This is a genomic window from Haloarcula mannanilytica (assembly GCF_005406125.1).
GTDB lineage: Archaea > Halobacteriota > Halobacteria > Halobacteriales > Haloarculaceae > Haloarcula > Haloarcula mannanilytica.
In genome coordinates, this window is the sequence record NZ_BIXZ01000003.1 from 278,983 (window position 1) to 305,109 (window position 26,127).

The window sequence follows — 26,127 nt, forward strand, 5'->3', positions numbered from 1 at the left end:
ACAGCGTCCGTCGACTTACGATTACGACTCATGATATACACTGTTGCCCTGATACCAGGTGATGGAATCGGCACCGAAGTCGTAGCCGCGGTTAAACCGCTACTTGACGACACGGCGGAACGTGCAGGCTTCGAGATTGACTACACGGAGTTCGATTGGGGGAGCAATCGGTATCTTCAGGAGGGGTCGATGATGCCGGACGACGGCGTCGACCAGCTCCGCAAGTTCGACGCGATACTGTTGGGCGCGGTCGGCCATCCTGATATCCCCGACCACGTGACGCTCCGCGGACTGATGTTACCTATCCGCAAAGAACTCAATCAGCAGATATGCAAGCGACCCACTGTGCTTCGGGAGGGTGTCCAGAGTCCGCTCCGTGGATACGAGGGTGGCGACATCGACTTCGTCGTCTACCGGGAAAACACCGAGGGCGAGTACGCCGACGTGGGGGGACGCGAACACCGCGGGTTCGAACACGAGGTGGCGGTCCAGAGCGCGGTGTTCACCCGCAAAGGAACCGAGACGGTCGTACGCGAGGCGTTCGAGGCGGCCGCCGAGCGGGACGGGAAACTGACGAACGTGACGAAATCGAACGCGCAGGCCTACGGGATGGTTTTCTGGGACGAAGTCGTCGAAGAGGTCGGACAGGAATATCCGGAAGTGACTGTCGAGCGCTTGCTCGTTGACGCCGCCGCGATGGACTTTGTACGGCGACCAGAGGCGTTCGACGTGGTCGTCGCCTCGAACCTCTTCGGCGACATCCTCACCGACCTCGGCGCTATCATCTCGGGCAGCATGGGACTGGCACCGTCGGCGAACCTCTGTGTCGAGGGGGACGCCCCGTCGATGTTCGAACCGGTTCACGGCAGCGCCCCGGACATCCAGGGGCAGGGTATTGCCAACCCGCTTGCGACGGTACTCTCGGGAGCCATGCTGTTCGATGATCTCGGCGAAGTTGCCGCAGGCGACCGCCTCCGCGAGGTTGTCGATGAACAGTTGGCCGACGCCTCGGCCCCTCGAACGCCGGATATCGGCGGCGACGCCAGTACTGACGATGTAGTTATGGACCTCCGCGCCCGCCTATAACCCGTGCAACTCCCGACTCGTGAGGAGTTCGTCCAGCGAGTCAGGCGGTTCGACCAGAGGAAACTGACCCGGTTTGTCGCGGACCTGTACGAGGCACGCGGCTGGACCGTCGAAACGGTCGATTGCGGGAGGCTATCGTTGCAGGCGTCTCAGGGGACCCCCGGCGAAACGCTCGATGTTCGTGTCACGGAGGGGTCCCCGACGACCCGAATCGACGCCGATAGAGTCGTGGTCGGAACGACGACAGACATCGAACGGGTGCCGGACGACGCCCGTGTCGTCGACGCACGAGAGCTACACGGGATGGCGCTGTACGCCATCAACCGCGACCAGCGCCGCAAACTCCTGGCCGACCACTTCGAATCTAGAGCCTTTGTCGAGAGCCGCTCTGTGCTCCACCGCATCACAGCCCTGATACCGGCCCTGCCATCGTTCCCTACAAGAGCTGGCAGCGTGGCTCTCGTCGTCATACTCATGGTTGCCAGCGTTGCACTGGTCGCGACAGCCAGCTTCGACCGCTCGCACACCCCAGACAGGGACGCCGAGCCGACAGTGACACCGGTATCGGTGAGTCAGTCCCTGTTCGAGGCGTCGACGGACACCGGTACTGCAACGCCGGCGTCTGTGGCCTGTCCGCGTGCACCGACCGACGCTCACCCGGCCTCGTTGCGGCCCGTCCCGGTCGATGCAGCACTCAGTGTGGGACTCGAGGGCTGGGAAGACGTTCGGCAACTCAACGCCAGTAGGTTTCAGGGACCGGACGAGCTGACAATTCCCTGGAGGCCCGACGTTCGGCACGAATCTACCTACCGAAGCCCGCGAGGAACGACAATAACGCTCGTCATCGACCAGTGGTCGGACCGCCAGTCAGCTGTGAAAGCAGGGGATGCCCTGGCGAACAACTATCCGACTGCCCTGGTCTGGGGGCGGTACACGTTCGCAGTCGTTTTCCCTGATTCTCCGTCCGACTCGACGAACGCCAACGTCGACACGAACTCGCTCCTCTCCGAGGTCATCCATCCCGAGCGGGGGAAGCTGGGTTCGGATTGCGTCGATGCGCTTACCGTGCCGAGCACGTAGCTCGATTCTGGAGGTTTTGGAGAGGTTGTCAGTAGCGAGTAACCGGGGGAGTCGGCTAGGTGCCAGAATTGGTACGGTTCGCGGAGGCCCGTAACTGGTCGCTGAGACGGGTTAGCGGGTCCGTGTTCTCGAGTGCCTCGTTGTTGGCCCGTTCCTCCAGGGCGGTCGCCACGTTGCGTTCGGCCGCCGCGAGCTGGACTCGGATTCGCTCGGCCCGCTCGGCCTGGGCCGGCGTGAGCGACTCGTCTTCGACCGAGGCGAGCAGCGACCGGGCGTCATCGGACGCCGCCAGTGCATTCTCACCGTGCGCCGCGATCCGTTCGGTGTCGTTGCCGCGCCACCGAACCTCGGTCGCGGACTCGTTCACGACTTCGACGAGGAACGCTGCCTTCGATAGCTTCACATCCGTCTCGGAGACGCGGGGATCGAGGCTCCCGCTGGCGTCGAATCCGACTATGACGGCTCTCTCGGCTGGGTTGTACGTATCGGTGGGGTACGCTGTCGTGGTCACCGCGTGTGTCCCGAAAAGGAGCATGGAAAAGACGAGTATGCCGAGGAACACGCGTGGCGCCCCGCGAACGGGTTCCATTCCGTCAAACGGGTTGTTCCGCGTCCGCTCGAAGGACAGTGAGTACGCGTCGCTCACAGTATTTGCGAGGAGCTTCGTGCGCTCGGACGCCCCGGTGACGACGACGCGGCCGGCCGCCGTAACGCGGACAAACGAGTTGTGGAAGCCGCCATGGAGAACCGTCAAGCCCGGCCCCTCCTCGAAGGAGTCCCGCTCCACTGAATCGTATTCCTCGTCGGACCGAAGCGCCGAATGCACCGCTTCCAGGAAGTCGATGGAGTCGTCGACGGCCGACGTGGAGACATAGACGGACCCCTGTTCGGAACTGAATCCCTTGTCAGTGTCCGCGAATCTGAGTCGGAGCGATTCGATAGCACTCTTGGAATACGCGAGACCGAACGGGAGGCCTGCCGCCACGACGCCAACGAGGACCGCAGGAGCGAATTGAAGCACTGGGCCGTCATAGTGGACCGCTGCCCAAAGGGCAAGCAGGACGACTATGCCGCCACCACCCCAAGAAAGAGCGCGTAGCTTGTTCATTTCAGCCCAGGAACGTCTTTTTCAGCTTCCCGACGATCCCCGTCCGCCGTGCCTTGCTCTCGGCCTCGCAGACTGGCCCGAGTTTATCCCGTAAGTCTTCGTGACTCTCGAATCGCTGTACATCGGCCCTGTGCAACAACTCGGAGAGCATCATGGAGTTTCCGTCTTCGTCGATGACGATATTCGCCATCGGCTGCCGTTCCTCTAATCGACGCGAGGTCACTGGATAGGACCAGCCAGCTTCGGTAATGAGCTCGTGGACTGCATCTGGTCCATGTGTCATACTCTAACAGTTGCGATTGTCGCCAATAAATATACCGTCGATGGGACGTACGGAGGCGGGGCGTCTCCGAATACGACGCCGACCGAGCGCGACAAAAGGTATATTTCCCGTTCGGCCGAGTGGACACGTGTATGCCACGCGATAGTACGAGTCCGTTAGCCGGACAGACGGCGTTGGTTACGGGTGCGAGTTCAGGTATCGGTGCTGCGACGGTCAAGCGACTTGCCGAAGACGGGGCTGATGTCGTCCTCGCCGCTCGAAGCGAAGACGAACTAGAATCAATCGCATCGGACGTATCGGCAACGACGGACGCCGAGACGCGTGTTGTCCGGACAGATGTCACGGACCCCGACCAGGTAGCGGCAGCCGTCGAGGCGACTGTCGAGACATTTGGATCGTTAGACATCGTCGTCGCCAACGCCGGGCTGGGTATCGACGAATCCGTCGAGGAAATCTCTGACGAGTCCTACCGGCTGATGATGGACGTAAACGTTGACGGGGCCTTCTACACCGCCCGGGCCGCCCTGCCACACCTCCGCGAGGGGGACGGTTCGCTCGTGTTCGTATCGAGTTTCTCCGGCCAGTATCCGCGGCCAAAGAACCCCGTATACGCGGCCACCAAGTGGTGGATCCGCGGGTTCGCACTGAGCCTCCAAGGTTCGGTCGGCGGGGACGGGATCGGTGTCACACAGATCAATCCCACCGAGGTCCGGACCGATTTCGGATCAGAGGACGACAACCCGATGAACGAACGCTTCGAAGAAGGCGAGGTGACCGAGCCGTCGGAGGTCGCGGACGCTATCGCCTTTGCCGTCGCGCAGAACCCGCCGACGCACATCAACAGCATCGACATCTATCGACGGGACAAGTTCACACACTTCTAAGGTAGGGTAATACGACACGCAGGTCGCCAGGTTCGCCTTAGGTCCCGTACGGATCGGAAGGCAACGTGCCGTCGTCAAGTTCGAGTTCCCGGAGTTCGCCAACGGTGACGGACTCGTGATCTTCGAGCTCGTCGGCGACTGGCTCTGAGACGAACAATCGGCCGGGCTCCATCGTATTCGGGATCCGTGCAATCCGCAGTTCTCCGGGGTCGGGTGTCCCGGTAATCGACGGCGCCAGTAGTAACGCACTTTCGTCGTCCGGGACGATCAGCGGAATCTTCGCCCGTTTCGTCTCTCCGCTCGTGGCGATGTTAACGTAGGTGTCACCGAGATCAAGGTCGCCCACGAGGTCCGAATGGACCATGTCAGCGAGACCGATACCGAGTCCGTTGCCGTGGGACGGCGGCGTCAGCGAGCGGACGTAGATACGTGTATATTTCGGTCGGTCTGGCTCCCGTTCCCCCTCGAAGTACGTCCGTCCGATGACATTCGTATCCAGCCCAGTTCCGCTCACTTCCTTCCCCATCTCGTCAACGATGAGCAGGTCCAAGTCCTCGACCGGGAGCATCGGAAGTTCCTGGTAGGCGCGTTCCAGCAGTTCCGATTCCCGTTCGAGTATCCGCTCTGTCGGGATTCCCTCGACATGTGTTGCTCGGTCGTGTGCGTTCTCGACAAGTGCGATTCCGCCGACGATCGGGAGTTCGTCGAACAGGATCGTTGCCCGCTCGCGGATTTCCTTGCCCATATCGCCTCGCAACCCCGCATTGTGCATCATCTCCGCCCCGTTGTGTTTGCCCATTCCAATGACTGCCATCTTGCAGAGTCCGGACTCAATCGTATCGGTGAAGTCCGTGTGGGGTTTGACTCGGTTGGCAATGAGGATGGCATCGGCGTTGGCGGCATGGGCGTCAACGTAGACTGTCCGTTCCTCATCCTGGCCGACTTCCACGGTCGCCATCGACGAGCGAACGGGACACCCCAGCGAGTCCGGCGTCATCCCAAGGTCGGCGAGGACCGCTTGTTGCCCGTCGGCGGTCGCACCGCCGTGGCTCCCCATGGAGGGGAACACAAACGGCTCGTATCCACTGTCCTGTAACGCTTCGATAACGCCAGATATCATCGGTGGAAAGTCATGAATACCGCGGCTCCCGGCTGTTATAGCGATCTCCGCACCACGTTGGAGTGAGTCAAGCGCTGGGAGGTCGTCGACGGCCGCTCGTCCCGCGGCTGTCACGTCTGCGATGCTCTCAGTCTCCCACTCGACTGCCGCAGGCGCGAATCGGGGCAGGTCCTCCCGGACTGCGTCGTTGGCTGCCGCGAGTCGTTCCGGATCCGGAACGCTGAGTGGAATCTTCGACATATGTTTACTGAGGCCCAAGAGGCACTAAGCCTTGTCTGTTAAACCAGAGAGACCGGATAAACGTCCGATTGGCGGTTTCTCGGAATCCACTCGATTGTTCCCATCTTCAGACCCGTCGGATAGCTTTCGACATGCTCGCTGTCGAGTGACGAGTGTGGCTCCAGGATGACTTGCAGCGTTCCTATCAGTTCGTCTTGGGGTTGCCGGCCGAATATCGTGGGTAAGTCATACGACTCGATGATGTCGAGTCCCCTGAGTTAGATACCTATATAATGATATATAGTCTTATAGGAGGGAAAAGTTCACAATCTAATAGTATGATTAATTTGAAGCAATTGTATGACACTCATCTGAAAATGCCGAGATTGTTGTTCCGGCACTACCCAAAAATATCTTGAAAAACCGTACGTCGAGAGGGATCGATACCTAATTGTCGACAATTGCTGAATACAACAGGAGTAAGCTCTCAAATCACACATCGTTTAGACCCCTGATCGGTGGTCGTTTTTCTCCCGGTTTGAAAAGTACGTCACAGATTCTCACCAATAATGACAGTTTATATCTATGTAACGCTCTCTGTTAGGAATTGTTCGAATGCATGATCTGTCATTGTCGCTCTAGGGCTCAATACAACGGTATCGAAACCGTCAGCATTCCTATCAAAAATCAGATAATTTTCCGAGTCCGCGGCGGTTGGATTCCGGCTCGGTAGGTCATGTCAGTCGTACATGTGGACGCTCCCAGTTATCTCTGGTGCCATAGCAGACTATCCGAAACTACGGGAAACAGACGGTTTTACCGATGGTTTCATTTCACTGTGATGGGTATTGGGCTGTGGTATGGTCGGACACACGAAGTACGACTTCTGGGGCGAGACAGCTGTCATCAAGATTTCCGTGGATATCGAGTCCACTGCCGAAATTGCCACGCCCGTCGACCGGGCGCTTGGGGTGTAAACGTGGCCACTATCGACCACATCGAGACAGTGGAGTTCGCCTATCCGCTCCCGGACGTGGGGACGCCCCCAGGAGGATTTGACATCGTCTATGACCCCGGATTGACGATGGAGCGACACCTGTTCGCGGTGCGGGTGACCTGTTCGGACGGCCTCGTCGGCGAGTACATCGGAAGCAACTCTCCAGGTGCCGCCCAGATCAATATGATTGCGGAGTACCTCGTCGGCAAGAACCCACTTGAGCGGGAGCGTCACTGGAGCGAAATGAAGCGCGCACTCCGAAAGTACGACCGGATGGGGATTGGCCCCCTTGACATCGCCCTGTGGGACTACGCCGGCAAGAAGTACGACGCCCCGATTCACGAACTGCTTGGTACCTACCGCACGCGACTCCCCGCCTACGCTTCCACCTACCAGGGCGACCACAGCGGTGGATTGGACTCACCGGCAGCGTACGCCGACTTCGCCGAGGAATGTCTGGACCGCGGCTATACGGGGTACAAAGTCCACGGCTGGGACGGCGACTGGCGTGACACAGACCTGCTGGAAAAGACCGTCAGGACAGTCGGTGAGCGTGTGGGAGACCGGATGGAACTGATGGTTGACCCGGCCTGTGACCTCACAACGTTCGCCGAGGCCGTGCAGGTGGGCCGGGCTTGCGACGACCACGGCTACTACTGGTACGAGGACCCCTACCGGGACGGGGGTATCTCTCAACACGCACACCGTAAACTCCGACAGACGCTATCGACGCCGCTGCTCCAGACCGAACACGTGCGCGGACTCGAACCACACATTGACTTCGCGGCCACGGAAGCAACGGATTTCCTGCGTGCGGACCCGGAGTACGATGCCGGAATCACCGGCGCGATGAAGATTGCTGCCGCGGCTGAAGGACTAGGACTGGATGTGGAGTTTCACGCGCCGGGGCCTGCCCAACGTCACTGTATCGCCGCAACACGGAATACCAACTACTACGAACTCGCGCTGGTCCATCCCGACGCGCCGAACACGACGCCGCCGGTGTACGAGGGCGGTTACTCCGACGATGTGGACGCTATTGCTGCTGATGGCACTGTCCCTGTCCCCGACGATCCGGGGCTGGGGGTCGATTATGACTGGGAGTACATCGAAAATAATGCCCTCGGCCGGCGGACCTACGATTAGAACCTCAAACACCTAATTGACAGACTGGCAGACCCCTCAAATATAATATACGACCGTGATGTACCGGATGGCTGTTTCGACCTGCAGTATCTCGACACGGATGGCACCGATTTTGAGCGCCTGCTGAATCTCGGTTCCGTTTTTGATCTTGACGTAGCTGATAGAATCGGCCTTGCACGCTGTGCCGCTGTACACATCGCGACGGTCAGTGAATCGTATACTCGTCGCAGATTGTGAAGTCATTAATCCACCCCGCCTTTCATTTCGGAATCAAGCGACGAAGTCCAGCCGACTCTCTTAGCGCTCTGGACCCATTTGAGTCGGGTTTACGTGTGCATACTGAGCCGACCCCGTGCTTATGAATCTATTGAGTACAACCGTGTCCCGAAGATATGGGCGTGGCGTCGTCAGCAAAGAACTCCAAATTGCAGAGTAATAACAGATGCATCTTTGTTATACTCACAGGTATCGAGAGAGCTCGGCTTGTTAACACGTATTTTCGGTAGAGCGGAACACTACGACACATGCGCCTGGAGAGATTTGGATTTATTCAGCGTGAGCGGCGACCCAAGCAAGTGATGAAGTTTGGTAGTCAGATCGATCTGGCTATCCTGTCAAATTTAAACTCTATATCTTCTTTTGATAGTTTATTATCGAACGTTTGTCATCGGTCCCCCTCCCTGATAACGACCTCTTGGATACCGTCTCGGAGCGTCTTCTGTTCAAGCTGGCGTAGTGTTTCGGCGCTCGCGTTAACTGTCGCGAAGTGATTCCCTGCGAGTTCGCCAGCCTGACTCTTGAAACAGGTCGGCCCACAGGGGAGCAGTATCTCCGCGTCGTTCCGATATCCTGGATAGAACAAGAGGTCGCCACGTGACGGGTACGTCGTGTGGTTTTCCCGGGGGAGGTCCGGGATGTCAATCTCGTCAATGTTGATCCACGTGGCGATACCGCTCCAGCGGACGTGCATCAGTTCCGACCGGAGCGGTAACATCTCACGGAATACGCTCACGGTTTCTGGGGCTCGTTCTTCGTGCAGTTCGGCTGTGTACGTCGTATTATCGGTCTGAATCTCGATCATTGGTCGGTGTCGTGTTGGTCGTCGTTCGATGCTAACAGCGCGAGACTTGCAGCGAGAATGTGCGTCGCCACAGCACAGTCTGACCATTCAGCCCACTCTTTGGGTGAGTGTGAATAGCCGCCCGTAGACGGGGCGAACAACAGCGCCGAATCGGTCACATTGGCAACCTGCATCGTGTCATGGCCTGCACCCGAGTGGAGCGTAACGGTCTCGGTCCCATGCCGGGATGCGGCTGTTTCGACGGCATCTCGCACGCGCTCGGAGAGTTGTGTCGGGGCAATGTCATAGGGGATTTCGAGTGACGTTTCGACGCCGCGTTCACGTTCCAGTTCGTCCAACGAGTTCTCGACGGCACGGACTTGGCGGTCAATCTCCAGTTGATCGACGGACCGGAGGTCGAGACGCATCGACACGCTCCCCGGAACGACGTTGACTGCGTTCGGTTCCGGGGTGAGGCGACCAACCGTTCCGACTGCCGTCCCAGTCCCCGTGGTAGCGATCTCATTTGCCGTCTCCTCCACGTCGAGTACGAGCTCACTCGCCGCGACGAGTGCATCTTGACGAGCCTGCATGCTCGTCGTCCCCGAGTGGTCAGCGCTCCCGTCGATAGTGGCGTGCCCACGCGTGGTACCGGTAATATCGGTCACGATGCCCAAAGGAACGCCCGCATCTTCGAGGTGACCTCCTTGTTCGATATGGAGTTCGATCCAGGCGTGCCATTCGCTTGCATCGAGACGGCCTGTGCCGCGAAACCCAGCCTCCTCCAGTGCCGTTCCGAGAGGGACATCTCCATCGGAGAGTTCCAGGGCATCCTCGACCGATAGTTCCCCGGCGGCGACGGACGAACCGAGAACGCCGTCAGCGAACCGCGTCCCTTCCTCGCCGGTGAACGAGACGACTTCCAGCGGGCGTTCGATGCTTACGCTGCTGTCCCGAATGGCACGGACGGCTTCAAGCGCGGCGTAGACGCCGAGGAGACCGTCGAATATTCCCCCTCTCGGCACGGAGTCCAGGTGGCTCCCCGCTACGACTGGCGCAGCGTTCGAGTCACTTGTGGACGGCGTCCAGCGACCCGCGATGTTGCCGACAGCGTCGATTCGAACGTCGAGACCGACCTCCTCCATCCGGTCGACGAGGTAGTTTCTCGCCCGCACGTTGGCATCGTCCATCGGAAGGGCAGTCCGACCACGTCCGGTTTCGGTTTCGACGCTGCCGAACTCACCGGTACGCTCGATGTCCGCTCGAAGCGAATCGGCGTCAATCTCAATCGGCCTGGCCATTACGCCATCCCTCCCTGTGGATCCCATGTCGGAACGTCGCGGGCGAGGTACTCCCCACGCGGGCTCCCGACGACGCCGGTGTCATCAGCGACAAGCCGACCTCTGAGATACGTTTCTCTGACTTTTCCGGTCACCTCTCGTCCGTCGTATATCGAGTAGTCCGCCAGAGAGGCGTTGTCTGTGGCCGAAATTTCGTAGGTCTCCGACGGGTCGAACACGACGAAGTCCGCGTCGGCTCCGACAGCGAGCCGCCCCTTCTGTGGCAGGCCAAACGTCTGTGCAGGGTTCCTCGAAAGGACACGAACGAGGAACGAATAGGGGAGTCCACGGCGGTTTATCGCCTCGTCGTGAAACACCGGGAGCGCCGTCTGGAGGCTGTTTACACCGAACGGGCAGTCCCACCAGTTTTCGACGGTCTTCTCAGCCTGCGTCGACGCGACATGGTCCGTCGATACGACATCAAGCGTCCCGTCCCGAAGCGATTCGAACATCGCTTCGACATCATCCGCAGTTCGAAGCGGGGGCGACTGGAGCGCCATCGTCCCCTGTTCGGCGTACGCGTCTTCGGTGAGCGTCGTGAAGTGTGGACACGTCTCGCCGCGAACCCGCGTTCCGTCCTCACGCGCTGTCGCTAGTTCGTCTACAGCCGCCCGCGAGGTCGTGTGAATGCCGTAGTACTTGCAGTCAGTCTCAGTCGCCAGCGAAACGGCATCCGACAACGCCATCGCTTCCGCGTAGTCGGGGCGCGAACCGGGATAGTCCGTTGGGTGTCCGCGGTCAGTTCGGCGACGCTCCGCAGTCAATGCCTGACACACCGAATCGTCTTCGGTGTGTAAGACCGCGACCGCATCGAGGTCAGCCAGACGTTCGAAGGCAAGTCGAAGGAACCCGTTGGAGACGCCGACATCGTAGACAGTGAAGAACTTGAACGACGGAACACCCGCCTCGACGACCGCCTCGAACTCGTCGAAGACCGTGCGGTCTTCGGCGGTCACCGTCGCATGCAGTCCGTAGTCGACATATGCCTCTGACGCACTCTCACGCTGGCGGTCAATAGCGTCGAGGAGCGACCCGCTGTCGGCCCATACTGACCCATCGGCATCACGTTCGCGTTCACCGGTCCAGGTCTGCCACGCGAAATTGATGACGGTGGTGACGCCACCGCGGGCCGCCGCTGCCGTTCCGGTCTCGTAGGTGTCGATAGAGTTGAACCCGTTTATGTGAACGTGTGGGTCGACAACGCCTGGCAGAACCATGTTTCCCGCCACGTCGAGCGTGTGCTCCGCGTTGGGAAGATGCTGTTCGTCACCGATAGCAACGATGGTCCCGTCTTCGACGGCGAACCCCGCCTCTATAGTTCCCTGCGCCGTGGCGAGTGTTCCGCCGACGACACGGAGGTCAGCTCCCATCGGACTCACTCCCAACCGGTTGCTGAGCGCGGAGTCGCTCGAACCCATCTGCTCCGTCTTCGTAGGCGATACACCGAACGTCTCGGTCGTCTACGTCGTACTGATCTGGATGTCTCATTGCACAGTCTTCGGTCGCATGCGGGCACCGCGGATGGAGCCGACACCCCGACGGCATGTTCCGCGCACCAGGTACTTCACCGTCCAGCGACTCGCTGTCCGGTTTGAGCGCTTCCTCTTGCTGAGATGTGACGGGAATCGACGACAGGAGCGACCGCGTATAGGGATGTTGAGGGTCCTCGAAGATCCGGTCGGTCGGTCCCTGCTCCTGTATCTCACCGAGGTACATCACAGCCGTTTCGTCCGCGAAGTTCCGCACGAGCGAGAGGTCATGGGTGATGAACAGGTAGGTGAGGTCGAATTCCGTCTGAATGTCTTCCAGCAGCGAGATGATTTTCGCTTGTACGCTCACGTCAAGCGCACTGGTCGGTTCGTCAAGCAACAGTAAGGACGGTTCGACGGCCAGCGCACGGGCGATGTTCACGCGCTGTTTCTGGCCGCCACTCAGTTCGTGGGGGTACTTGTACAGGTACTCGTCGTTGAGGCCGACCCGCTCCAGCATCTGCCGGACCCGCTCTTCGCGTTCCGACTTCGGAACCCCAGTCGCCTTCAGCGGGACCAGCAGCGACTTTCGGATCGTCCGACGCGGGTTCAGACAGGAGGTCGGGTCCTGGAACACAAGCTGTATCTCCGAGCGCATCTCGGCCAATTGCTGTCGTATCGGATCGGTAATATCCTGTCCGTTGAACCGGATGAGCCCATCAGTCGTCTCGTGGATGTCGATTATGGTCTTGGCGACCGTCGATTTCCCACTTCCGGATTCCCCGATCAAGGCGAGCGTCTCGCCTTCGTCGATGCTGAAGGAGACCCCATCGACAGCCTTCGCCGGCGGATCAGACGAGAACAGGCCCTCCGCAGGGAAGTGCTTTTTCAGGTCTTGGACTTCGAGTACTGGCCCGCTCATTGGTTGCCCTCCGCTGGCTCCGGCGTCGGTTCGTGCTCTGACAGCCGGCGCTTCGTTTCCTGGAGCGTCGGAACCGGCCCGGAGTCACCGTCTGAGTGACGAATACAGGCAGACCTGGCCTGCTCGCCAAAGGAAACGTCTGCCGGTTCGCTGGATCGACAGCTCTCATCTGCGTACGGACAGCGGGGATGGAACCGACAGCCCATCGGTGGATCCGTGTATTCTGGAACCGACCCGCCGATGCCGCCCGCCATCGATTCGCCGGAGAGTCGAGGGATAGACGCGATCAGTCCCTGCGTGTACGGGTGGTGTGGCGCATCAAATATCTCCGCAGTCGGTGCGGTTTCGGCGATACGGCCGCCGTACATGATGTAGACGCGGTCGCTCAACCGTCGAGCGACACCGAGGTTGTGAGTGATCATCAGGATGCTCATGTCCCGCTCCGCGATGAGGTCTTCGAGTAGCGAGAGGATTTCATCGTGGACGGTCACATCAAGCGCAGACCCTGGCTCGTCAGCGATGAGCAGATCGGGTTCGTTCAGCAATGCCTGTGCGATAATCGCTCGCTGTCGCATCCCGCCGGAGAGCTCCGAGGGATAGCTGTCCATGACCGACTCAGGGTCGGGCATTCGGACTTCTTCGAGAAGCTCAAGCACTCGTTCACGGGCAGCCGACCGGTCCGTCGATGAGAAGCGTCGACGGAAGTAGCCGAGGATCCCCGTATTGCCGTCCCCGCCGAACTGCGCCGTGTCGGTGAGTTGCTCTCCGATAGTGAAGACGGGGTTGAGGCTCGACAGCGGATTCTGGAAGATCACGCTGATCCGGTCGCCGTTTAGTTCTCGTCGCTCGTCATCCGGGAGTTCACGAAGGTCCTGTCCGTCGAACTCGACAGTCCCGTCGACGTGTGCTGGCGGCTCGTTGAGCAGTCCAGTGATGGCTTTGGTCGTCACGGATTTGCCACAGCCGGTCTCGCCGGCGATGGTCACGACTTCGCCGTGTTCGACCGTCAGGTCGACACCATCCACGACATCCGCGTAGCCGTCGAAGCCCTCGAACCCGACCGAGAGGTCCCGGACAGAGAGCAGGGGCGCAGCGTCGCTCATTGTTCGACCTCCACGTCAAAGAGGTCCCGCAGGCCGTCACCGAGCATGTTGAACCCCATCACGAGGACGAAGATCGCAAACCCCGGGAAAATGCTGATCCACCACTCGGCGGGCAGATACTGGGTGCCGTCTGCGACCATCGTCCCGAGCCCCGGTCTGGGCGGCTGGACACCGAGACCGATGAACGACAGCGATGCGCCCGTCAGGACGACGATGCCGGCGTCTAACGTCGCTTTGACCAGCAGTGGCGAGAGACAGTTCGGCAGTAGCTCACGGAAGAGAATGTGCGTCCTGCTCGCGCCAGCCAGTTCTGCGGCCTGCACATACTCTTCGTCGGAGAGGCTTGCGGCCAGTCCACGGGCCAGTCGCGCGTACCACGTCCACCACAGCGACGCGATGGCGAACATCGCAATCTCTAGGGTCGGTTCGAAGGCCGACGCGATGGCGAGTGCCAGTACGAGCGGTGGGAGCGCAAGGAACGTGTCCGTGATCCGCATGATGATCGTATCGACCCACCCGCCGGCGTAGCCGGCCACCAGACCAAGCATCACGCCGACTGGGACACCGAGTCCCAGCACAACTGCGACCAGTAGCAGGGCGATACGGTAGCCGAAGATAACGCGGGTGAGGATGTCGCGGCCCGCACTATCCGTCCCAAAGGGGTGGTCGAGGGACGGCGGGTGATAGGCGTTCGCGAAGTCCGTGAACGAGCCCACTTGCTCCGGATACGGCGCAATATAGGGCGCGAACACGGCCGCGAGTGTGATAGTGACCACGATTACGAGTCCGATGACGCTCATCGGCTGGTTTGCGAACCGGCGATACGAACGGTACCACAGTTCCCGACGTGCCGGCGAGACGATTCGGTCAAGCCCGGACGTATCGAACGAGAGAGTGTCGATGCTCATGCGCTCTCACCTGCCAGACCGATCCGCGGATCGATGTAGCTCGTCAGCAGGTCGACGACGAAGTTGACCACGACGAACACGAAACCGACCAGCATCGTTACGCCGACGACGGCGTTCACGTCTGAGGTCAGCACGGACTGGACGCCGTACTTCGCGAGCCCGGGCCACGAGTAGACGATTTCAATGATGAACGCCCCGCTGAGCAGCCACGCGTACTGAAGCCCGAGAATGGTCAGCGTCGGTACAAACGCGTTCTTCAGCGTGTATTTGTCGGTAATCATCCACGTCGGCAGGCCGTAACCACGCATCGCCTCGATGTAGTCCTGGCCTTCGACATCGATCATACTGGAGCGCGTGATACGGATTATCTGCCCCATCCCGCTAAACGACAGCGCAAGCGCGGGTAGCAGGATGTGTGACCACGCGTCGACGTGTGCTGCAACCGACCCCGACAAGAGCGTATCGACGAGCATGAACCCCGTGGCGCGGACGACCTCGTCGCTGTACGCTGAGGAGAGCCGTCCCGTGATCGGGAACCAGTTGAGGAAGTACCCGAACACGAGCTGGAAGACAATGCCGATGAAGAAGCTCGGGACGCTCACCGTCGAGAAGGCGAAAAACCGGGTCGCGTTGTCGAGTATCCCGCCGTGGTGTTTCGCGGCGATGATGCCCAGCGGAATGCCGAACACAACCATGAACGTGAACGCGAGCGTGATGAGTTCGAGCGTCGCGGGGAACTTCGTCACCAGATCGTGCGCCACGGAGTTTTTCGTCTGAAGGCTCTGGCCTAAATCGCCGACGAGGAGCCGACGCATGTAATCGACGTATTGGAGTGGGAGTGGCTTGTTGAGGCCCATCTCCGCGGCAAGTTCCGCTACCTGCTCGTCGCTGGCCATCGCTCCGAGTGCCATCCGAGCCGGGTTCCCCGGTAGTACCCGCGAGATGACGAATATGAGGACTGACAACCCGAGTAGGCTGACAGTCATCCCCGAGAGGCGACGCAGTATCTGTCCTATCCGTGGCATTACACTTGGTGAAGGTCTCTGAACGTGTATTCGAAGCCCTGTGCCGGCCGAAGCGTGAGCCCCTCGACGTCGTTCTGGAAGCCGATTGTCTTCACGGTGTGGTACAGGTGCATGTCACAGTACATGCCTGCAAGCTTGCTCTGAAGCTGTTTGTAGATCTCGACGCGGGCCTGCCGGTCCGGCGTTTGGCGCGCTTCCTCGATGAGGGCGTCCACTTCGGGGTTGTCGAGATGTTCCATGCTCATCCACGTGTTCGCCGCGTCGGAGTGGAACTGGTTGTAAAACATCGAGTCCGGTGACGGGTACGTCGGGACGTAGAACACCTGACTCGTGTGTGGCGTGTCCTCTACTGTGGTGGCCATCTCCGTGATGGTCCCCCACGTCTGGGGATTCAGTTCGACGTTGATGCCGATGTCCGCCATGTTGTCTTTGAACAGCAACGCGATGCGTTCCTGGAAGGCATACGAGGAGGTGAACGTGTTCTTGATAGTGAGTTCACCCTCCGAGTAGCCGGCGTCAGCCAGGACCTGTCGCGCTCGCTCCGGATCGTACGACGGCTGCATCACATCGCTCTTGTGTGCCCCCCACGTGGACGGCAACGGTCCCTGGGCCTTCTTCATATCCGGTCGAATCTCGTTGACGACCTGTTCGTAATCGAATCCCCAGGCCATCGCCTCGCGAACCGCGGGGTCGTCAGTCGGTGCCTTTTGCGTGTTGATTTTGTTATACAGCAGCCCGAACGTCGGGATTTTTTCGACCCGTGCGTTCTCCATCTGGTCGATAGCACTGTACGTTTTGGAGTTCTGGTACTGTCCGGTCATGTCCAGTTCCCCGTTTTTCATCAACGTCTGCACGGTGGAGTTTTCCGTGATTATCCGGACCTCGATAGAATCGAACGATCCGTTCGGGAACTGTTTGAAGTAGTCGTCGTACTTGGCAAAAGTGATCGAATTGCCACGCGAGAACTCATCCAGTTGGTAGGCACCGGACCCAGCGTCGTTGTTGTTGATGTACGCCTGTCCGTAGTCGCCACGTTCACCGTAGTCGCCGTCTTCGAGATTCTCCATGATCGTGTCTTTATCCACGACGAATACGAGGACCATGATGGGGAGGAACGGCGCGTACGAGCGATCGAGTTCGAACGAAATCGTCTGCTCATCCTCGACAACGATATTTTCCTTGTCGAGGACGCCGCTCAGTAGCGATGCGTACCCCTGGTTGAGATCGAGGAACCGCTCAGTCGTGAATTTCACGTCTTCGGCCGTAACCGAATTTCCGCTGTGGAACGTGGCGTCGTCCCGTAGCGTGAACGTGTACGTTTGACTGTCCGAGGAAACCGACCACTCCGACGCGAGGTTTGGTTGGATCTCCCCGTCGCTATTTGGGAAGACAAGCGGGTCGTAGAGGTTCACAAGGGCCATCGCCTGCACGTAGTCAGTCCCCTTCGCTGGATCGATGGTACCGAGTCGTTGAGAGATGTTCGCCACGAGCGTCGAGCCGTCGCCGGCACTGGCCGTCTGTGACTCGTCGCCTTCGGATGACGTACCGTCGGCGGTCGACCCTGACCCGGACCCCCCTGCACAGCCGGCTAACCCGGCGGCCCCAGCCGAGCCGAGTGCGGCGAGGAACTGGCGGCGTGAGCCCGCCGATATGAAGTCAGACGCGGATATCTTGTCCGAGGGAACGCGGTCGTTTTCGATATCGTGGGTATCGGTCATTTTCGGACTCCGTCTGGTTGGTTGGTCTGTTCTGAATTGCACAGTACTTGCTCGAATACTTGGGCATACAGTCTCATTTTCGAGTCATTAAACTCGATCCGTTACTTATTCAAAAGCCTTTCCCTACATACATCATAACTGCTTCAGGTGGCAATAGGTGAGTGTATACCTTAATCACCCTACCATATCATTAAATACTGAGCTAACCCTAGTCGGTTCAAAATATACGAACAGTGTATCCCAAGCCACGGATGTGATTTGTCCACTGATTCGACTGAAGAGTGCCTTAACACAGCGATATTCCACAGATAATTCGAACTATGAATTGTTTACCGGAGTTTTGTTCAATATATGCGAACATATAAGACAGTGCGGTAAAAAGATAGCAATATGCCCCAAACCGGTGACAAGGACGGGCCTCGGACGCTGCAGACCGTCTCAATGGCTTCTCAGGTATTGATGACTCTCAAAGAGCTAGATGGGGCCGGCGTGACAGAACTCGCGACCGAACTTGATATCTCGAAAAGCACTGCCCACATACATTTGACCACACTCGTAGAGAATGGGTTCGTCGTGAAACAAAACGGCCGATACGAACTCGCGCTCAAACTGTTCGCGGTCGGCGAATACGTCCGGAGCCAGAACCCATTGTATCGACATGGAAAAGATCAGGTGGACGAACTCGCAGATAAAACGGGCCAATACGTCCACATTGTCACCGAAGAGAACGGCCGTGCTATCAACCTCTATCAGGTGAAAGGTGATACGAGCGTCAGCGGAACGTATCAGACGACAAAACCTCAGCAACGTGATTACTTGCATTATACAGCCTCGGGGAAAGCAATACTCGCTTACCTGCCCGAACAGCGTGTCAGGGAGATCCTCAACCGCCACGGGTTACCTGGACGAACAGCGAACACCATAACCGATTCCGAGGTGCTATTTGAAGAACTGGAAAATATCCGTGAGCGTGGGTACGCATATAATGATGAAGAAGAAATCGAAGGGTTCCGCGCGATAGGTGCACCGCTCCAAACACCTGACGGCGACGTTCTGGGTTCACTGAGCGTCTCCGGACCCGCGAGTGTTCTGCAGGGGGAACGCTTCGAAGAAACTCTCCCAGAAGAAGTCATTAATTCGGCAAACATTATCGAAGTCAATATCAACATGAGCAATCGGTCATGAGTCCACCAAACCGTTCGGACATTTTGAACGCAATATCCAACACTGAACGGGGTGGTTTCAGTTCAACCCACGCTCCAAGACCTCCACCGATGGGAATAACATATGTACTCATGTTATATCCTGCCAAGAAAAACAACTACAGCTTTCATTTCCATATCAATACTTTAATACGCCCATATCGGAATCTACAGTGGCAGAATATCTAATACTATCTCGAAATATGAGGTGTATAGCTCCAGATACCCACCAACAACTTTGTATTAGGGGTTTTAATTATTTTGGCTCTGTAGTTTCGATACACTGCGCTGGATTTTACGGATATCGGACGCTCCGGCGGAGGTTGTAGACGGTGGCTTTGAGGATGATTTCACGGAATTCAAGCCACCAGTTTCGCGCACGCACGGCACCGCAGAGCGTGCGCTTGATGCTTGAGAAGACAGTTTCAGACATGGATCGCTGGTGGTACCGATCACTGTCCATGCGGGCGTTATGAGCGTCATCGAGTGAGTTGAACAGACGGTGTTTAATCAGCGGGCGGATGCCGTTTTGACGGAGTTCGTCACGGAAGGCTTTCGCATCGACCCTTTGTCAGCAGTGAGGCTCCGAAGGTCGCCCGCGTTCCGGTGGGTGACTTGCGGGCCAATCTTGGCGTCGTGTTTCTTCGAGATAGTCGAGTGGATGTCGGTGATATACAGCGTTTCGAAATCCACCAGAGCAGTCACTTTCAACGCCCGGACGCGGTAGTCTGTGCGGTTAGCGTAGTGTCGGCTTGGCTGGTCCCGATCAAAGCCAGTTGCATCAATCGACGCGTGGCCAGTGCGTTCCTCGGCCGACACGCCGAGAAACGCACGCCACGTCTTGGTCGGAATCCGTTCAAACCAGGTGCGGAGAACCGTATAATGAGGAAGTCGTGTGAGACCAATTTCTTCCAACACACCGGGCATTTCACTCAGCAAATCAAGCGTGACACGGTAGGATTTTGCCCGCTCGATACGGAGCGAATGGGGCGTCAACATCGCCCATTCGGCAAACCCGCCACCCCCTTCGGGGTCGGCGGGTTCGTCCGGATTAGCAACAACTGATTTAGACTTAGCGACCGTAACACGTGTGAAAAGGCGGATTTCGGATATCAAACTAATCTGCCTCTTCGCTTTCTACGGCAATAACGCAATCGCGGCGCTCTCGCCTAACGAAACTACAGAGCCGAATTTTGAAGACTGTATTGTTCACTCGAAAGGGTGGTGTGTGAATCGGTTTGATTCTTCACATGAATCTGTGGTGTGTCCCAGACTCTAGTTCACTTGAACGGATGGTGTGTATCTACCCCTTCACGTGAAAGAGTGCTGTGTATCCATTCGGTTCGTCATAGTGGTGAGTCGCTGACTCCGGAAACGGTGGATCTGGGCAACACGAAGATCGGCTACTTCGCTATGCTTAACGGGTTCCAATTGGAAGCTGAGTTTCTGACCCAGAAACTCGCTGTGGGGTTTTAGTACACATCAACCAGTATACATAGGTAGCCGCCAGTCGGAGGCGGTCCCCGAAAAGTATCCGACACACCTGCTTACCATCGCCCACGCCCGTTCCCCGCTTGGGGCTGGAGCCGACCGAGTGCCTCTGACATGCCCCCTCACGCGCTCCATCCCCGTACTCGTCCTCTTGTTCCTTCGCTGTACTCTGCTGTGGTCGGCTCACTCTTTCAGCAGAGTTCCGTGTAAGGACTGTCGCTTTTGCTTATTTCTAGACGAAAGGGACTTCTCTCAGAGACAACTCACAGATTGCTGTGAGATTGAAGGGAGAGGCCAGCCAGCTACCATCTGGGACTACTCTGGCGCAACGACATCTTCACACGTTGGACACTCTGCTCAGATGCCTTCTGTCCTATCATCGCGTTCGTATTCAACCAGAATCCAGGCCGTTGTAATACGCTCGTCGCAGTTTGGACACCGACCGAGACTCTGTGTGTCATCTGGCATGGAATGTGAATGAAAGGAAGTGTGACGGTATTCTGCCCACGCAAAACATGAACGTCGTTCCGAATAAGTGTTTATTGCGCTTTGCACATTGGCGATTTTACATGTATTTGATCGAAATAGGCAGTAGAAGCGGTCTGACAACAGGGTACGGACGGTCAGATGATAGTGACTCCCCGACGGGAGTCACGATCTCCGCCAACTGTCCAGTCACATTGGCATAGCGAAGACCGACTGGCTATTCGTCTGGTTGCAAGAATCCTTACGAAGACTATGTCTCGTGGCGGTTCTTGAGATTAATATGTCATACTCTCAACGTGCAAAGCTGAGTCTATTAGAGACCTGACGTTCAGTAGCTAACTGAACAGATTGCATATCCGGTTCTCATCCAAGGAGTACCAGTCCGGCAGCACCAAGCACTGCGAGAGTCACACCCACTAAAATTAGCATACTAAATGATCTGTGCTCACCGCCTTCTTTCCATCCGTTGTGAAATGCACTCCTGTTGCGAATGAGATTGGTCCCAATCAAAACGAGTAGGCTCCCTCCCCATGCAACAACGACTGTCATGGGCCCGTCCAGGGCAACGGTCCCCACGAGCATTTGACTGCCTCCGACAAGTAGCGCAATCACACCGCCGAGTTGTGCTTGTGTGAAACGTTGGAAGCCTGGAATGGGGCCCACCGACTGCGTGGATCCAGGGTCGGTACTCATACACTCATCCAATCAGTCGGTCAACATAAATCTTAAGCTGCGGTGAGCAGACACAGCAAGCCGCCAGCTCAGAGCAGACACCGCAGTGACTGTCTCCTCTATATCCAGCATGCAGATTCTGTCAGGTTCTGAGGGTTTCAATAGAGCCGGTTCGGTAGTAGCCCCCAGTGGACGTTAACGAGGTCGCTGAGGCTACATCTGGCACGATCCAGTCCCGAGATTCAACCCAAACGATTCGACGCGAGAAGCTACGACAACGCGATCTAACCGTGGTTCGTGGGTCAGTGTCACAGCAGATAGCGAGATTACCACCGCCGATATCGAAATCTCAATCGGTCGGGTCGAGACCAATAGTCAGCATTCAGTCTCCAACTTCAAGATTGGCCGGAAAGCGAATCCGGATGATGCCGCATATCCACCGCATGACCCTGATTCGATCATTGCCGAGATGGAACTCGAAGAAGGCGATGAGTTCTGGCGCGTGTACGAACGCAAACCACAGACTGCGGACCCTGACGAGAACCTTGCCGGTGGGTTTGTGCACGGAGATCCACGCTCCAGTCGGCAGAAACGCCAGAGCAGGTTCTCGATCGGTTAGCACTACTTCGGTCTGAATGGCAGGATTACAATTACGTGGGGAAGGTAGAGGTGACTGACGAGTTTGTCGAAAACAATCAGATCCGGGTCCAAGTGAGCACAACTCGCCGCCAAGCGAGTGACGTCAGTAACGAAGCTCAGCCGGGTGGGGGCACTCAGTACCTTCTGCAAGACGATCTTGACCCTAACACTCAGGGCGTAACTTGGGAAGCGGTTGAAGAACTCGAATTATTTGTGAACTGACCACAGCACCTTTCGCTTTCACTCAACAACTGACAAGAAGAATATTGTATTTGACTCAGAATATAGTAGTTGTCATGGAGTTCAACGAAAATAAGTTGATTATTGACGACACAGCTATCGGATTCCGAAGTAATGTTGGTGACGTTCTAGAAATTAACGAACTCATCTTCGTTCGGTTGGTCGTTCTGCCCGACGAGAGTGACCCAACGAACGTGCTTGCATTCGACAAGGACGGGAACAAGGTCTGGGAGATTGAATCACCTCCCGAAGAGCGGGAACAGCGATCTTACAAAAGTTTGAACCTCGTGGACGGAAACTTGCGAGTGACCAACTGGAACGGATACAGGTACCGGGTCGATGTGGATACTGGGGAAGTTACCGAAACTGGCTATACGCGATAATTCAGACGGCTCGTGTATCGCTCCCTCTTTTCGTTCGTCAAGCCATTGCCCTGAACTGAACAAACTCCGCGGGGAGGGTGTAAGACCACTGATCAAACATCGTGAGTCCCGACCCATCGATCACGCTCACAACGCGCGGATCGATGGGCCTCGATACCCCAACGGGCGATGTGTGAAACCGTCTTTTCAACTATCAGGCGCACGCTCGGACACCCCAGAAGGTCTACGATCTGAATACCAAGCAACGGAAGCTCTCAGCCCGATACTTCCGAGATGCCGACCTTGGCGGTCGCTCCCCGTCGGAACTGGAAGCTGCCGGGAAGCTGATGGCCGAAAACAACCCCAAGCAGGTCTCACGGATGCTGCGTCGGATGGACGATTCGGGGCAGCAGGCGTTTCTCGATCCTGACATGGACCCGGCGGTGCGGCGGAATTTGTACGACGGGTGGAAAGCAGGTCGGTTGGTGTCGGCAGGGGATGCGGCCGCGACAGCACGTAAGTACAAGCGAGTCGATGGGAATGTCAAACTCGATTCGGACATAGATATTGACGGGGTTCCCAACCGTCCAGGGATCACCAAGAAAGAACAATTCCGTGCAATACTAACCCACGATTCACCTCGCGTCCGTAATACTTGGATGCGGACGGTCAGTGCAGAAGGTATCGATCAAGCCGATATCGATCTGGCTCTCAACCGTTACTACTCAATACGAAGATCGGTCATACGCCCTATCGGTTTTTGACAGGTAAAAGAGCGAATCGGCTAGACGGCAAAGCTACGGACCCTCACAAAGATGGCTCGATCGCAATCGAATTCGAACCCAGTAGTCAGGATCAATTATACAGAGTCACTTCTGGCCGTCCAGAGGGTGAGTTTCTGGTTAGGAAATCGAAATTGAGTCGACTAGAAACGCGAATGGAAGTAATGAATCGGTTAGCACTCAAAGAGGGTTGGGGAGATTACGACTCCGTGTCAAAAGTTCAGATAGGCAGGAGCGAAACCGCACGGATACGCGTGAGTACAACGTCAGAAGTGGTGGACGGCACCGTTGAAGGTGATGCAATTACCCGAGATGGTGGCTTCACTCAATATCAGATTGTAAGTGGCAGAATTGAGGATGATTGGAGTTGGGCATCCCCTCGCGGTCTTCAGAAATGGCTGAAAGAAAATTAGGGCCTTGTTTAGACGCCTGAATTCATGCGTTTGAGCGGTCGAGCGCTAGTTCGACGTTTCTGACAGCACACTTGAGAACGAGTTCGCGGAACTGTCCGAACCAGGTTCTCGCTCGCACGATCTCGCCGTATTTGCGCCGAAGCGCGAAAAACGTCGCTTCGATGTTTGACCGTTGATGGTACGTCGTATCATCAAGCAACACATTATTTGCGACGCCGTGCCAGCCGAACTGGCGGTGCTTGATCACGGGATTGATACCCTCAGACCGAAGCTTGTGACGAAGTAGCTCCCAATCGTAGCCTTTGTCGGCGGTTAAAACGCTCAGTTTGTCTAGGTTTCGTGTGAGGGGCTGCCAGGCAATCTGGGTAACGTGCGGTTGTTTCATCGAGCAATGTATATCTAGAATCGCACCAGTTTTGCAATCGATCAACGCGGACGTTTTCACCGCTCTGACGGTGTAATTCGTCCGTTTTGCGTAGTGTTGGCTCGCCGCGACGCGATCCATGCCAGTTGCGTCGATTGCCTGGATTTCGCCGGTGTCTTGCAGCTCCGCCGAGAGTTGTAGAAGTCGCCGCCAGACCGGCATTTTCAGCGTCTGCATGCGCGCATAGACGGTGGTAAAATCGGGCAACTCAACCGGGTCTAGACCGAGAATCCGATCGATACGCGGCATCTCGTATAGAACGTCCAGCAGCTGTCGATACGGCAGATCAAGGTAGGTTTTGAGGCCGTGAATCGACACGATCACCCAGTCGGCGTAGCCGCCGTCACCGCGCCGTAATGCGGGTTTCGCGTTTCCAACGACGGCTTTTTGAGCGAGCGTTACGTTTTTTTCTCGTGAAGCGGGCTAGCTTCGTCAACACAACCAAGCCTACCCGCTTCACTTCCTAGTAAGTTAGATATTTAGCGACAGCTACTAGGAATACGATACTAGTTCAAGAGGCTCTGAGCCACGCTATTTCGAACGTCTAAACAAGGCCAAAATTAGTTATGTCTGGTGGGATTACTGCTGATACATGAGTGAAATTTCGCATGCCGGGAACACCCTCAAAATCGGGAATGAGGACATTCACTTAAGATCTGAAATAAAAGAGGTTACTCAGCTTCCGAACAAAATTTTAGTAACGATAATGGCTGACCCGGACGATAGGCCAGAAACCCTATCAAACATTGTTTGCTATTCATATAACGGTGATTTTCTCTGGTCAATTGACGTGCCAGATAGATCCGCAAGCTATGGCGAACCATCTTATAAGGGCGTTGTAGTGGAGGACGGAAACGTATACGCCTACAATTGGAACACATACAAGTACCGAGTAGATTTGGACGATGGAAGCATCGAAGAGTTACACAAGGCGGGTAAGTGAGAGACACCGAAAAATTGGCCATCTATTGAATAGCTTTTCTTGGCTGTGGTGAATCACCAGATATCGCTTGATTTCGTGGTTTTAGAGACTGCTTGATGTTGTGAACCATACACATCAGGACGAGTTCACGAAACTCACCGTACCAGGTTCGCGCACTCACGGCGTCGCCGAGCGTGCGCTTGATCGTCGAGAAGACGGTTTCACACATCGCTCGTTGGCGGTATCGAGGCCCATCGATCCGCGCGTTGTGCGCGTGATCGATGGGCCGGAACTCACGATGTTTGATCAGTGGTCTTACGCCCTCTTCGCAGAGTTATTCACGCAACTCCATCAAATCTTAGCATTTATCTGCAGCGAGGCTGGCGAGACTCGCGCGCCAATTCGATGCCGGGACGGTCGAAAGTCGGCATATCGATGAGCTCACCGACCTGTTGGACAGCGGTGACATGGACGAGGCTGATCTGCGACGGTTCTCCGAGGTGCTCGATCAGCGGGGGAGTGATCCACTGATCGAAGATTCTGTCGATGCTGATGATCTGTTGGATGTTGCTCAGAAGGGCGAATTAAGTGAAACTCGGCTCGTGACAAAAGACCGCGATGGTGAACTTATACGATTGCAGTCCGGTGACACTGATAGTGGCCTGGAACATATCGAGGGACGTCATGTCAATGGGGATATTGTCCGCCGACAACAAGCCAATGGAGAGGACACTGGTGCCGCTTCGCTCTTCCCGACTGGCCGCAAAATCGAGGTTGACGGGAAAACGAACGAGTTGCCTGATAAAATGGACGACAAAGACGTAAAAGAGCTGATATACGAAACGGTCGAAGAGGGGTCAAAAGATGCTGGGCGTGGAGATCGAATACAATATACACTTCGCTCTTGTGAAGCACGTTGTTGATTTTCAGAGGGCAGCGTCGAGAGCATGTTTGAGCGCTTCGTCACCTGGTTTTCTGTAGAGTTCGCAGCGGAGCTGAAAGGCTCTAAGATACGGCGTTAGCTTA

General features: G+C 57.0%; 21 protein-coding genes and 6 pseudogenes. 10 read left to right on the plus strand and 17 right to left on the minus strand.

Going from position 1 to position 26,127, the window contains the following annotated elements; all coding sequences use genetic code 11:
- The first annotated feature begins 30 nt into the window (after positions 1 to 30).
- Both Harman_RS11955 and Harman_RS11960 read left to right on the plus strand, forming a co-directional pair.
- Entirely contained in the window at positions 31 to 1,086 is a 1,056-nt protein-coding gene (locus tag Harman_RS11955) for an isocitrate/isopropylmalate dehydrogenase family protein (protein WP_137684024.1), read from the plus strand.
- Positions 1,087 to 1,089: 3 nt separating this feature from the next.
- A complete protein-coding gene (locus Harman_RS11960) occupies positions 1,090 to 2,166 on the plus strand; it encodes a hypothetical protein (RefSeq protein ID WP_137684025.1) in 1,077 nt (358 codons plus the stop codon).
- A gap of 55 nt (positions 2,167 to 2,221) precedes the next feature.
- Here the strand turns inward: Harman_RS11960 and Harman_RS11965 are convergent, their stop codons facing one another.
- On the minus strand, positions 2,222 to 3,274 hold the full coding sequence (locus Harman_RS11965; protein ID WP_137684026.1) for a CPBP family intramembrane glutamic endopeptidase: 1,053 nt from the start codon (positions 3,272 to 3,274) through the stop codon (positions 2,222 to 2,224).
- A gap of 1 nt (position 3,275) precedes the next feature.
- Positions 3,276 to 3,557 carry a hypothetical protein gene (locus Harman_RS11970; protein WP_137684027.1) on the minus strand — a complete coding sequence of 94 codons (282 nt, stop codon included), beginning with the start codon at positions 3,555 to 3,557 and terminating at the stop codon, positions 3,276 to 3,278.
- Between the two features lie 131 nt (positions 3,558 to 3,688).
- On the opposite strand from Harman_RS11970, the gene Harman_RS11975 reads away from it, so the two are divergent.
- Positions 3,689 to 4,441, plus strand: coding sequence for an SDR family oxidoreductase (locus Harman_RS11975; RefSeq protein ID WP_137684028.1), 753 nt, complete (start codon positions 3,689 to 3,691; stop codon positions 4,439 to 4,441).
- Between the two features lie 37 nt (positions 4,442 to 4,478).
- Here the strand turns inward: Harman_RS11975 and Harman_RS11980 are convergent, their stop codons facing one another.
- On the minus strand, positions 4,479 to 5,792 hold the full coding sequence (locus Harman_RS11980) for a DUF362 domain-containing protein (RefSeq protein ID WP_137684056.1): 1,314 nt from the start codon (positions 5,790 to 5,792) through the stop codon (positions 4,479 to 4,481).
- A 967-nt stretch (positions 5,793 to 6,759) separates the two neighbouring features.
- On the opposite strand from Harman_RS11980, the gene Harman_RS11985 reads away from it, so the two are divergent.
- Entirely contained in the window at positions 6,760 to 7,923 is a 1,164-nt protein-coding gene (locus tag Harman_RS11985; RefSeq protein WP_235007199.1) for an enolase C-terminal domain-like protein, read from the plus strand.
- A gap of 36 nt (positions 7,924 to 7,959) precedes the next feature.
- Here Harman_RS11985 and Harman_RS11990 read toward each other — a convergent pair whose 3' ends face one another.
- The 9 genes from Harman_RS11990 to Harman_RS12030 form a co-directional block, all read right to left on the minus strand.
- A complete protein-coding gene (locus tag Harman_RS11990) occupies positions 7,960 to 8,166 on the minus strand; it encodes a hypothetical protein (protein ID WP_137684030.1) in 207 nt (68 codons plus the stop codon).
- A gap of 421 nt (positions 8,167 to 8,587) precedes the next feature.
- The gene (locus Harman_RS11995) at positions 8,588 to 9,004 is read right to left on the minus strand and encodes a DUF3830 family protein (protein ID WP_137684031.1); all 417 of its coding nucleotides are present in this window, start codon (positions 9,002 to 9,004) and stop codon (positions 8,588 to 8,590) included.
- Positions 9,001 to 10,284 (minus strand): M20 family metallo-hydrolase, encoded by a 1,284-nt coding sequence (locus tag Harman_RS12000; protein ID WP_137684032.1) that lies wholly within the window; start codon positions 10,282 to 10,284, stop codon positions 9,001 to 9,003. Before Harman_RS12000 ends, Harman_RS11995 begins: the two co-directional genes overlap by 4 nt.
- Positions 10,284 to 11,693, minus strand: coding sequence for a dihydroorotase (locus Harman_RS12005; RefSeq protein WP_137684033.1), 1,410 nt, complete (start codon positions 11,691 to 11,693; stop codon positions 10,284 to 10,286). Before Harman_RS12005 ends, Harman_RS12000 begins: the two co-directional genes overlap by 1 nt.
- Positions 11,683 to 12,714, minus strand: coding sequence for an ABC transporter ATP-binding protein (locus Harman_RS12010; RefSeq protein ID WP_137684034.1), 1,032 nt, complete (start codon positions 12,712 to 12,714; stop codon positions 11,683 to 11,685). The genes Harman_RS12005 and Harman_RS12010 overlap by 11 nt, the downstream gene beginning before the upstream one ends.
- Complete coding sequence (locus Harman_RS12015) at positions 12,711 to 13,817, minus strand: ABC transporter ATP-binding protein (protein ID WP_137684035.1); 1,107 nt, start codon at positions 13,815 to 13,817, stop codon at positions 12,711 to 12,713. Before Harman_RS12015 ends, Harman_RS12010 begins: the two co-directional genes overlap by 4 nt.
- Complete coding sequence (locus Harman_RS12020; protein WP_137684036.1) at positions 13,814 to 14,725, minus strand: ABC transporter permease; 912 nt, start codon at positions 14,723 to 14,725, stop codon at positions 13,814 to 13,816. The genes Harman_RS12015 and Harman_RS12020 overlap by 4 nt, the downstream gene beginning before the upstream one ends.
- Positions 14,722 to 15,750, minus strand: a complete 1,029-nt coding sequence (locus Harman_RS12025; RefSeq protein ID WP_137684037.1) for an ABC transporter permease — start codon at positions 15,748 to 15,750, stop codon at positions 14,722 to 14,724. Before Harman_RS12025 ends, Harman_RS12020 begins: the two co-directional genes overlap by 4 nt.
- On the minus strand, positions 15,750 to 17,468 hold the full coding sequence (locus tag Harman_RS12030; RefSeq protein ID WP_137684038.1) for an ABC transporter substrate-binding protein: 1,719 nt from the start codon (positions 17,466 to 17,468) through the stop codon (positions 15,750 to 15,752). Before Harman_RS12030 ends, Harman_RS12025 begins: the two co-directional genes overlap by 1 nt.
- Before the next feature lie 390 nt (positions 17,469 to 17,858).
- Here Harman_RS12030 and Harman_RS12035 point away from each other — a divergent pair, with 390 nt between their 5' ends.
- Positions 17,859 to 18,653 carry an IclR family transcriptional regulator gene (locus tag Harman_RS12035; RefSeq protein ID WP_137684039.1) on the plus strand — a complete coding sequence of 265 codons (795 nt, stop codon included), beginning with the start codon at positions 17,859 to 17,861 and terminating at the stop codon, positions 18,651 to 18,653.
- A 312-nt stretch (positions 18,654 to 18,965) separates the two neighbouring features.
- Here Harman_RS12035 and Harman_RS12040 read toward each other — a convergent pair.
- Both Harman_RS12040 and Harman_RS22260 read right to left on the minus strand, forming a co-directional pair.
- Positions 18,966 to 19,786 (minus strand): annotated as a pseudogene (locus tag Harman_RS12040) (IS5 family transposase).
- 735 nt (positions 19,787 to 20,521) lie between these two features.
- Positions 20,522 to 20,629 (minus strand): annotated as a pseudogene (locus tag Harman_RS22260) (DUF7837 family putative zinc-binding protein); the annotation flags it as partial.
- Positions 20,630 to 22,254: 1,625 nt separating this feature from the next.
- Here Harman_RS22260 and Harman_RS12045 point away from each other — a divergent pair.
- The 3 genes and pseudogenes from Harman_RS12045 (at position 22,255) to Harman_RS12055 (ending at position 23,324) form a co-directional block, all read left to right on the plus strand.
- Positions 22,255 to 22,581, plus strand: a complete 327-nt coding sequence (locus tag Harman_RS12045; RefSeq protein WP_235007200.1) for a hypothetical protein — start codon at positions 22,255 to 22,257, stop codon at positions 22,579 to 22,581.
- 61 nt (positions 22,582 to 22,642) lie between these two features.
- Positions 22,643 to 22,806, plus strand: a pseudogene (locus Harman_RS12050) (IS5/IS1182 family transposase); the annotation flags it as partial.
- Between the two features lie 101 nt (positions 22,807 to 22,907).
- Positions 22,908 to 23,324, plus strand: coding sequence for a hypothetical protein (locus Harman_RS12055; RefSeq protein ID WP_137684040.1), 417 nt, complete (start codon positions 22,908 to 22,910; stop codon positions 23,322 to 23,324).
- A gap of 453 nt (positions 23,325 to 23,777) precedes the next feature.
- Here Harman_RS12055 and Harman_RS12060 read toward each other — a convergent pair.
- A pseudogene (locus Harman_RS12060) lies at positions 23,778 to 24,639 on the minus strand (IS5 family transposase).
- Between the two features lie 132 nt (positions 24,640 to 24,771).
- On the opposite strand from Harman_RS12060, the gene Harman_RS12065 reads away from it, so the two are divergent.
- Positions 24,772 to 25,122 carry a PQQ-binding-like beta-propeller repeat protein gene (locus Harman_RS12065; protein WP_137684041.1) on the plus strand — a complete coding sequence of 117 codons (351 nt, stop codon included), beginning with the start codon at positions 24,772 to 24,774 and terminating at the stop codon, positions 25,120 to 25,122.
- 22 nt (positions 25,123 to 25,144) lie between these two features.
- Here Harman_RS12065 and Harman_RS12070 read toward each other — a convergent pair.
- Positions 25,145 to 25,489: pseudogene (locus tag Harman_RS12070) on the minus strand (transposase); the annotation flags it as partial.
- Between the two features lie 79 nt (positions 25,490 to 25,568).
- Between Harman_RS12070 and Harman_RS12075 the strand changes: the two are divergent.
- A complete protein-coding gene (locus tag Harman_RS12075; protein WP_137684042.1) occupies positions 25,569 to 26,024 on the plus strand; it encodes a hypothetical protein in 456 nt (151 codons plus the stop codon).
- Between the two features lie 3 nt (positions 26,025 to 26,027).
- On the opposite strand, the pseudogene Harman_RS12080 reads toward Harman_RS12075, so the two are convergent.
- Positions 26,028 to 26,127, minus strand: a pseudogene (locus Harman_RS12080) (IS1595 family transposase); the annotation flags it as partial.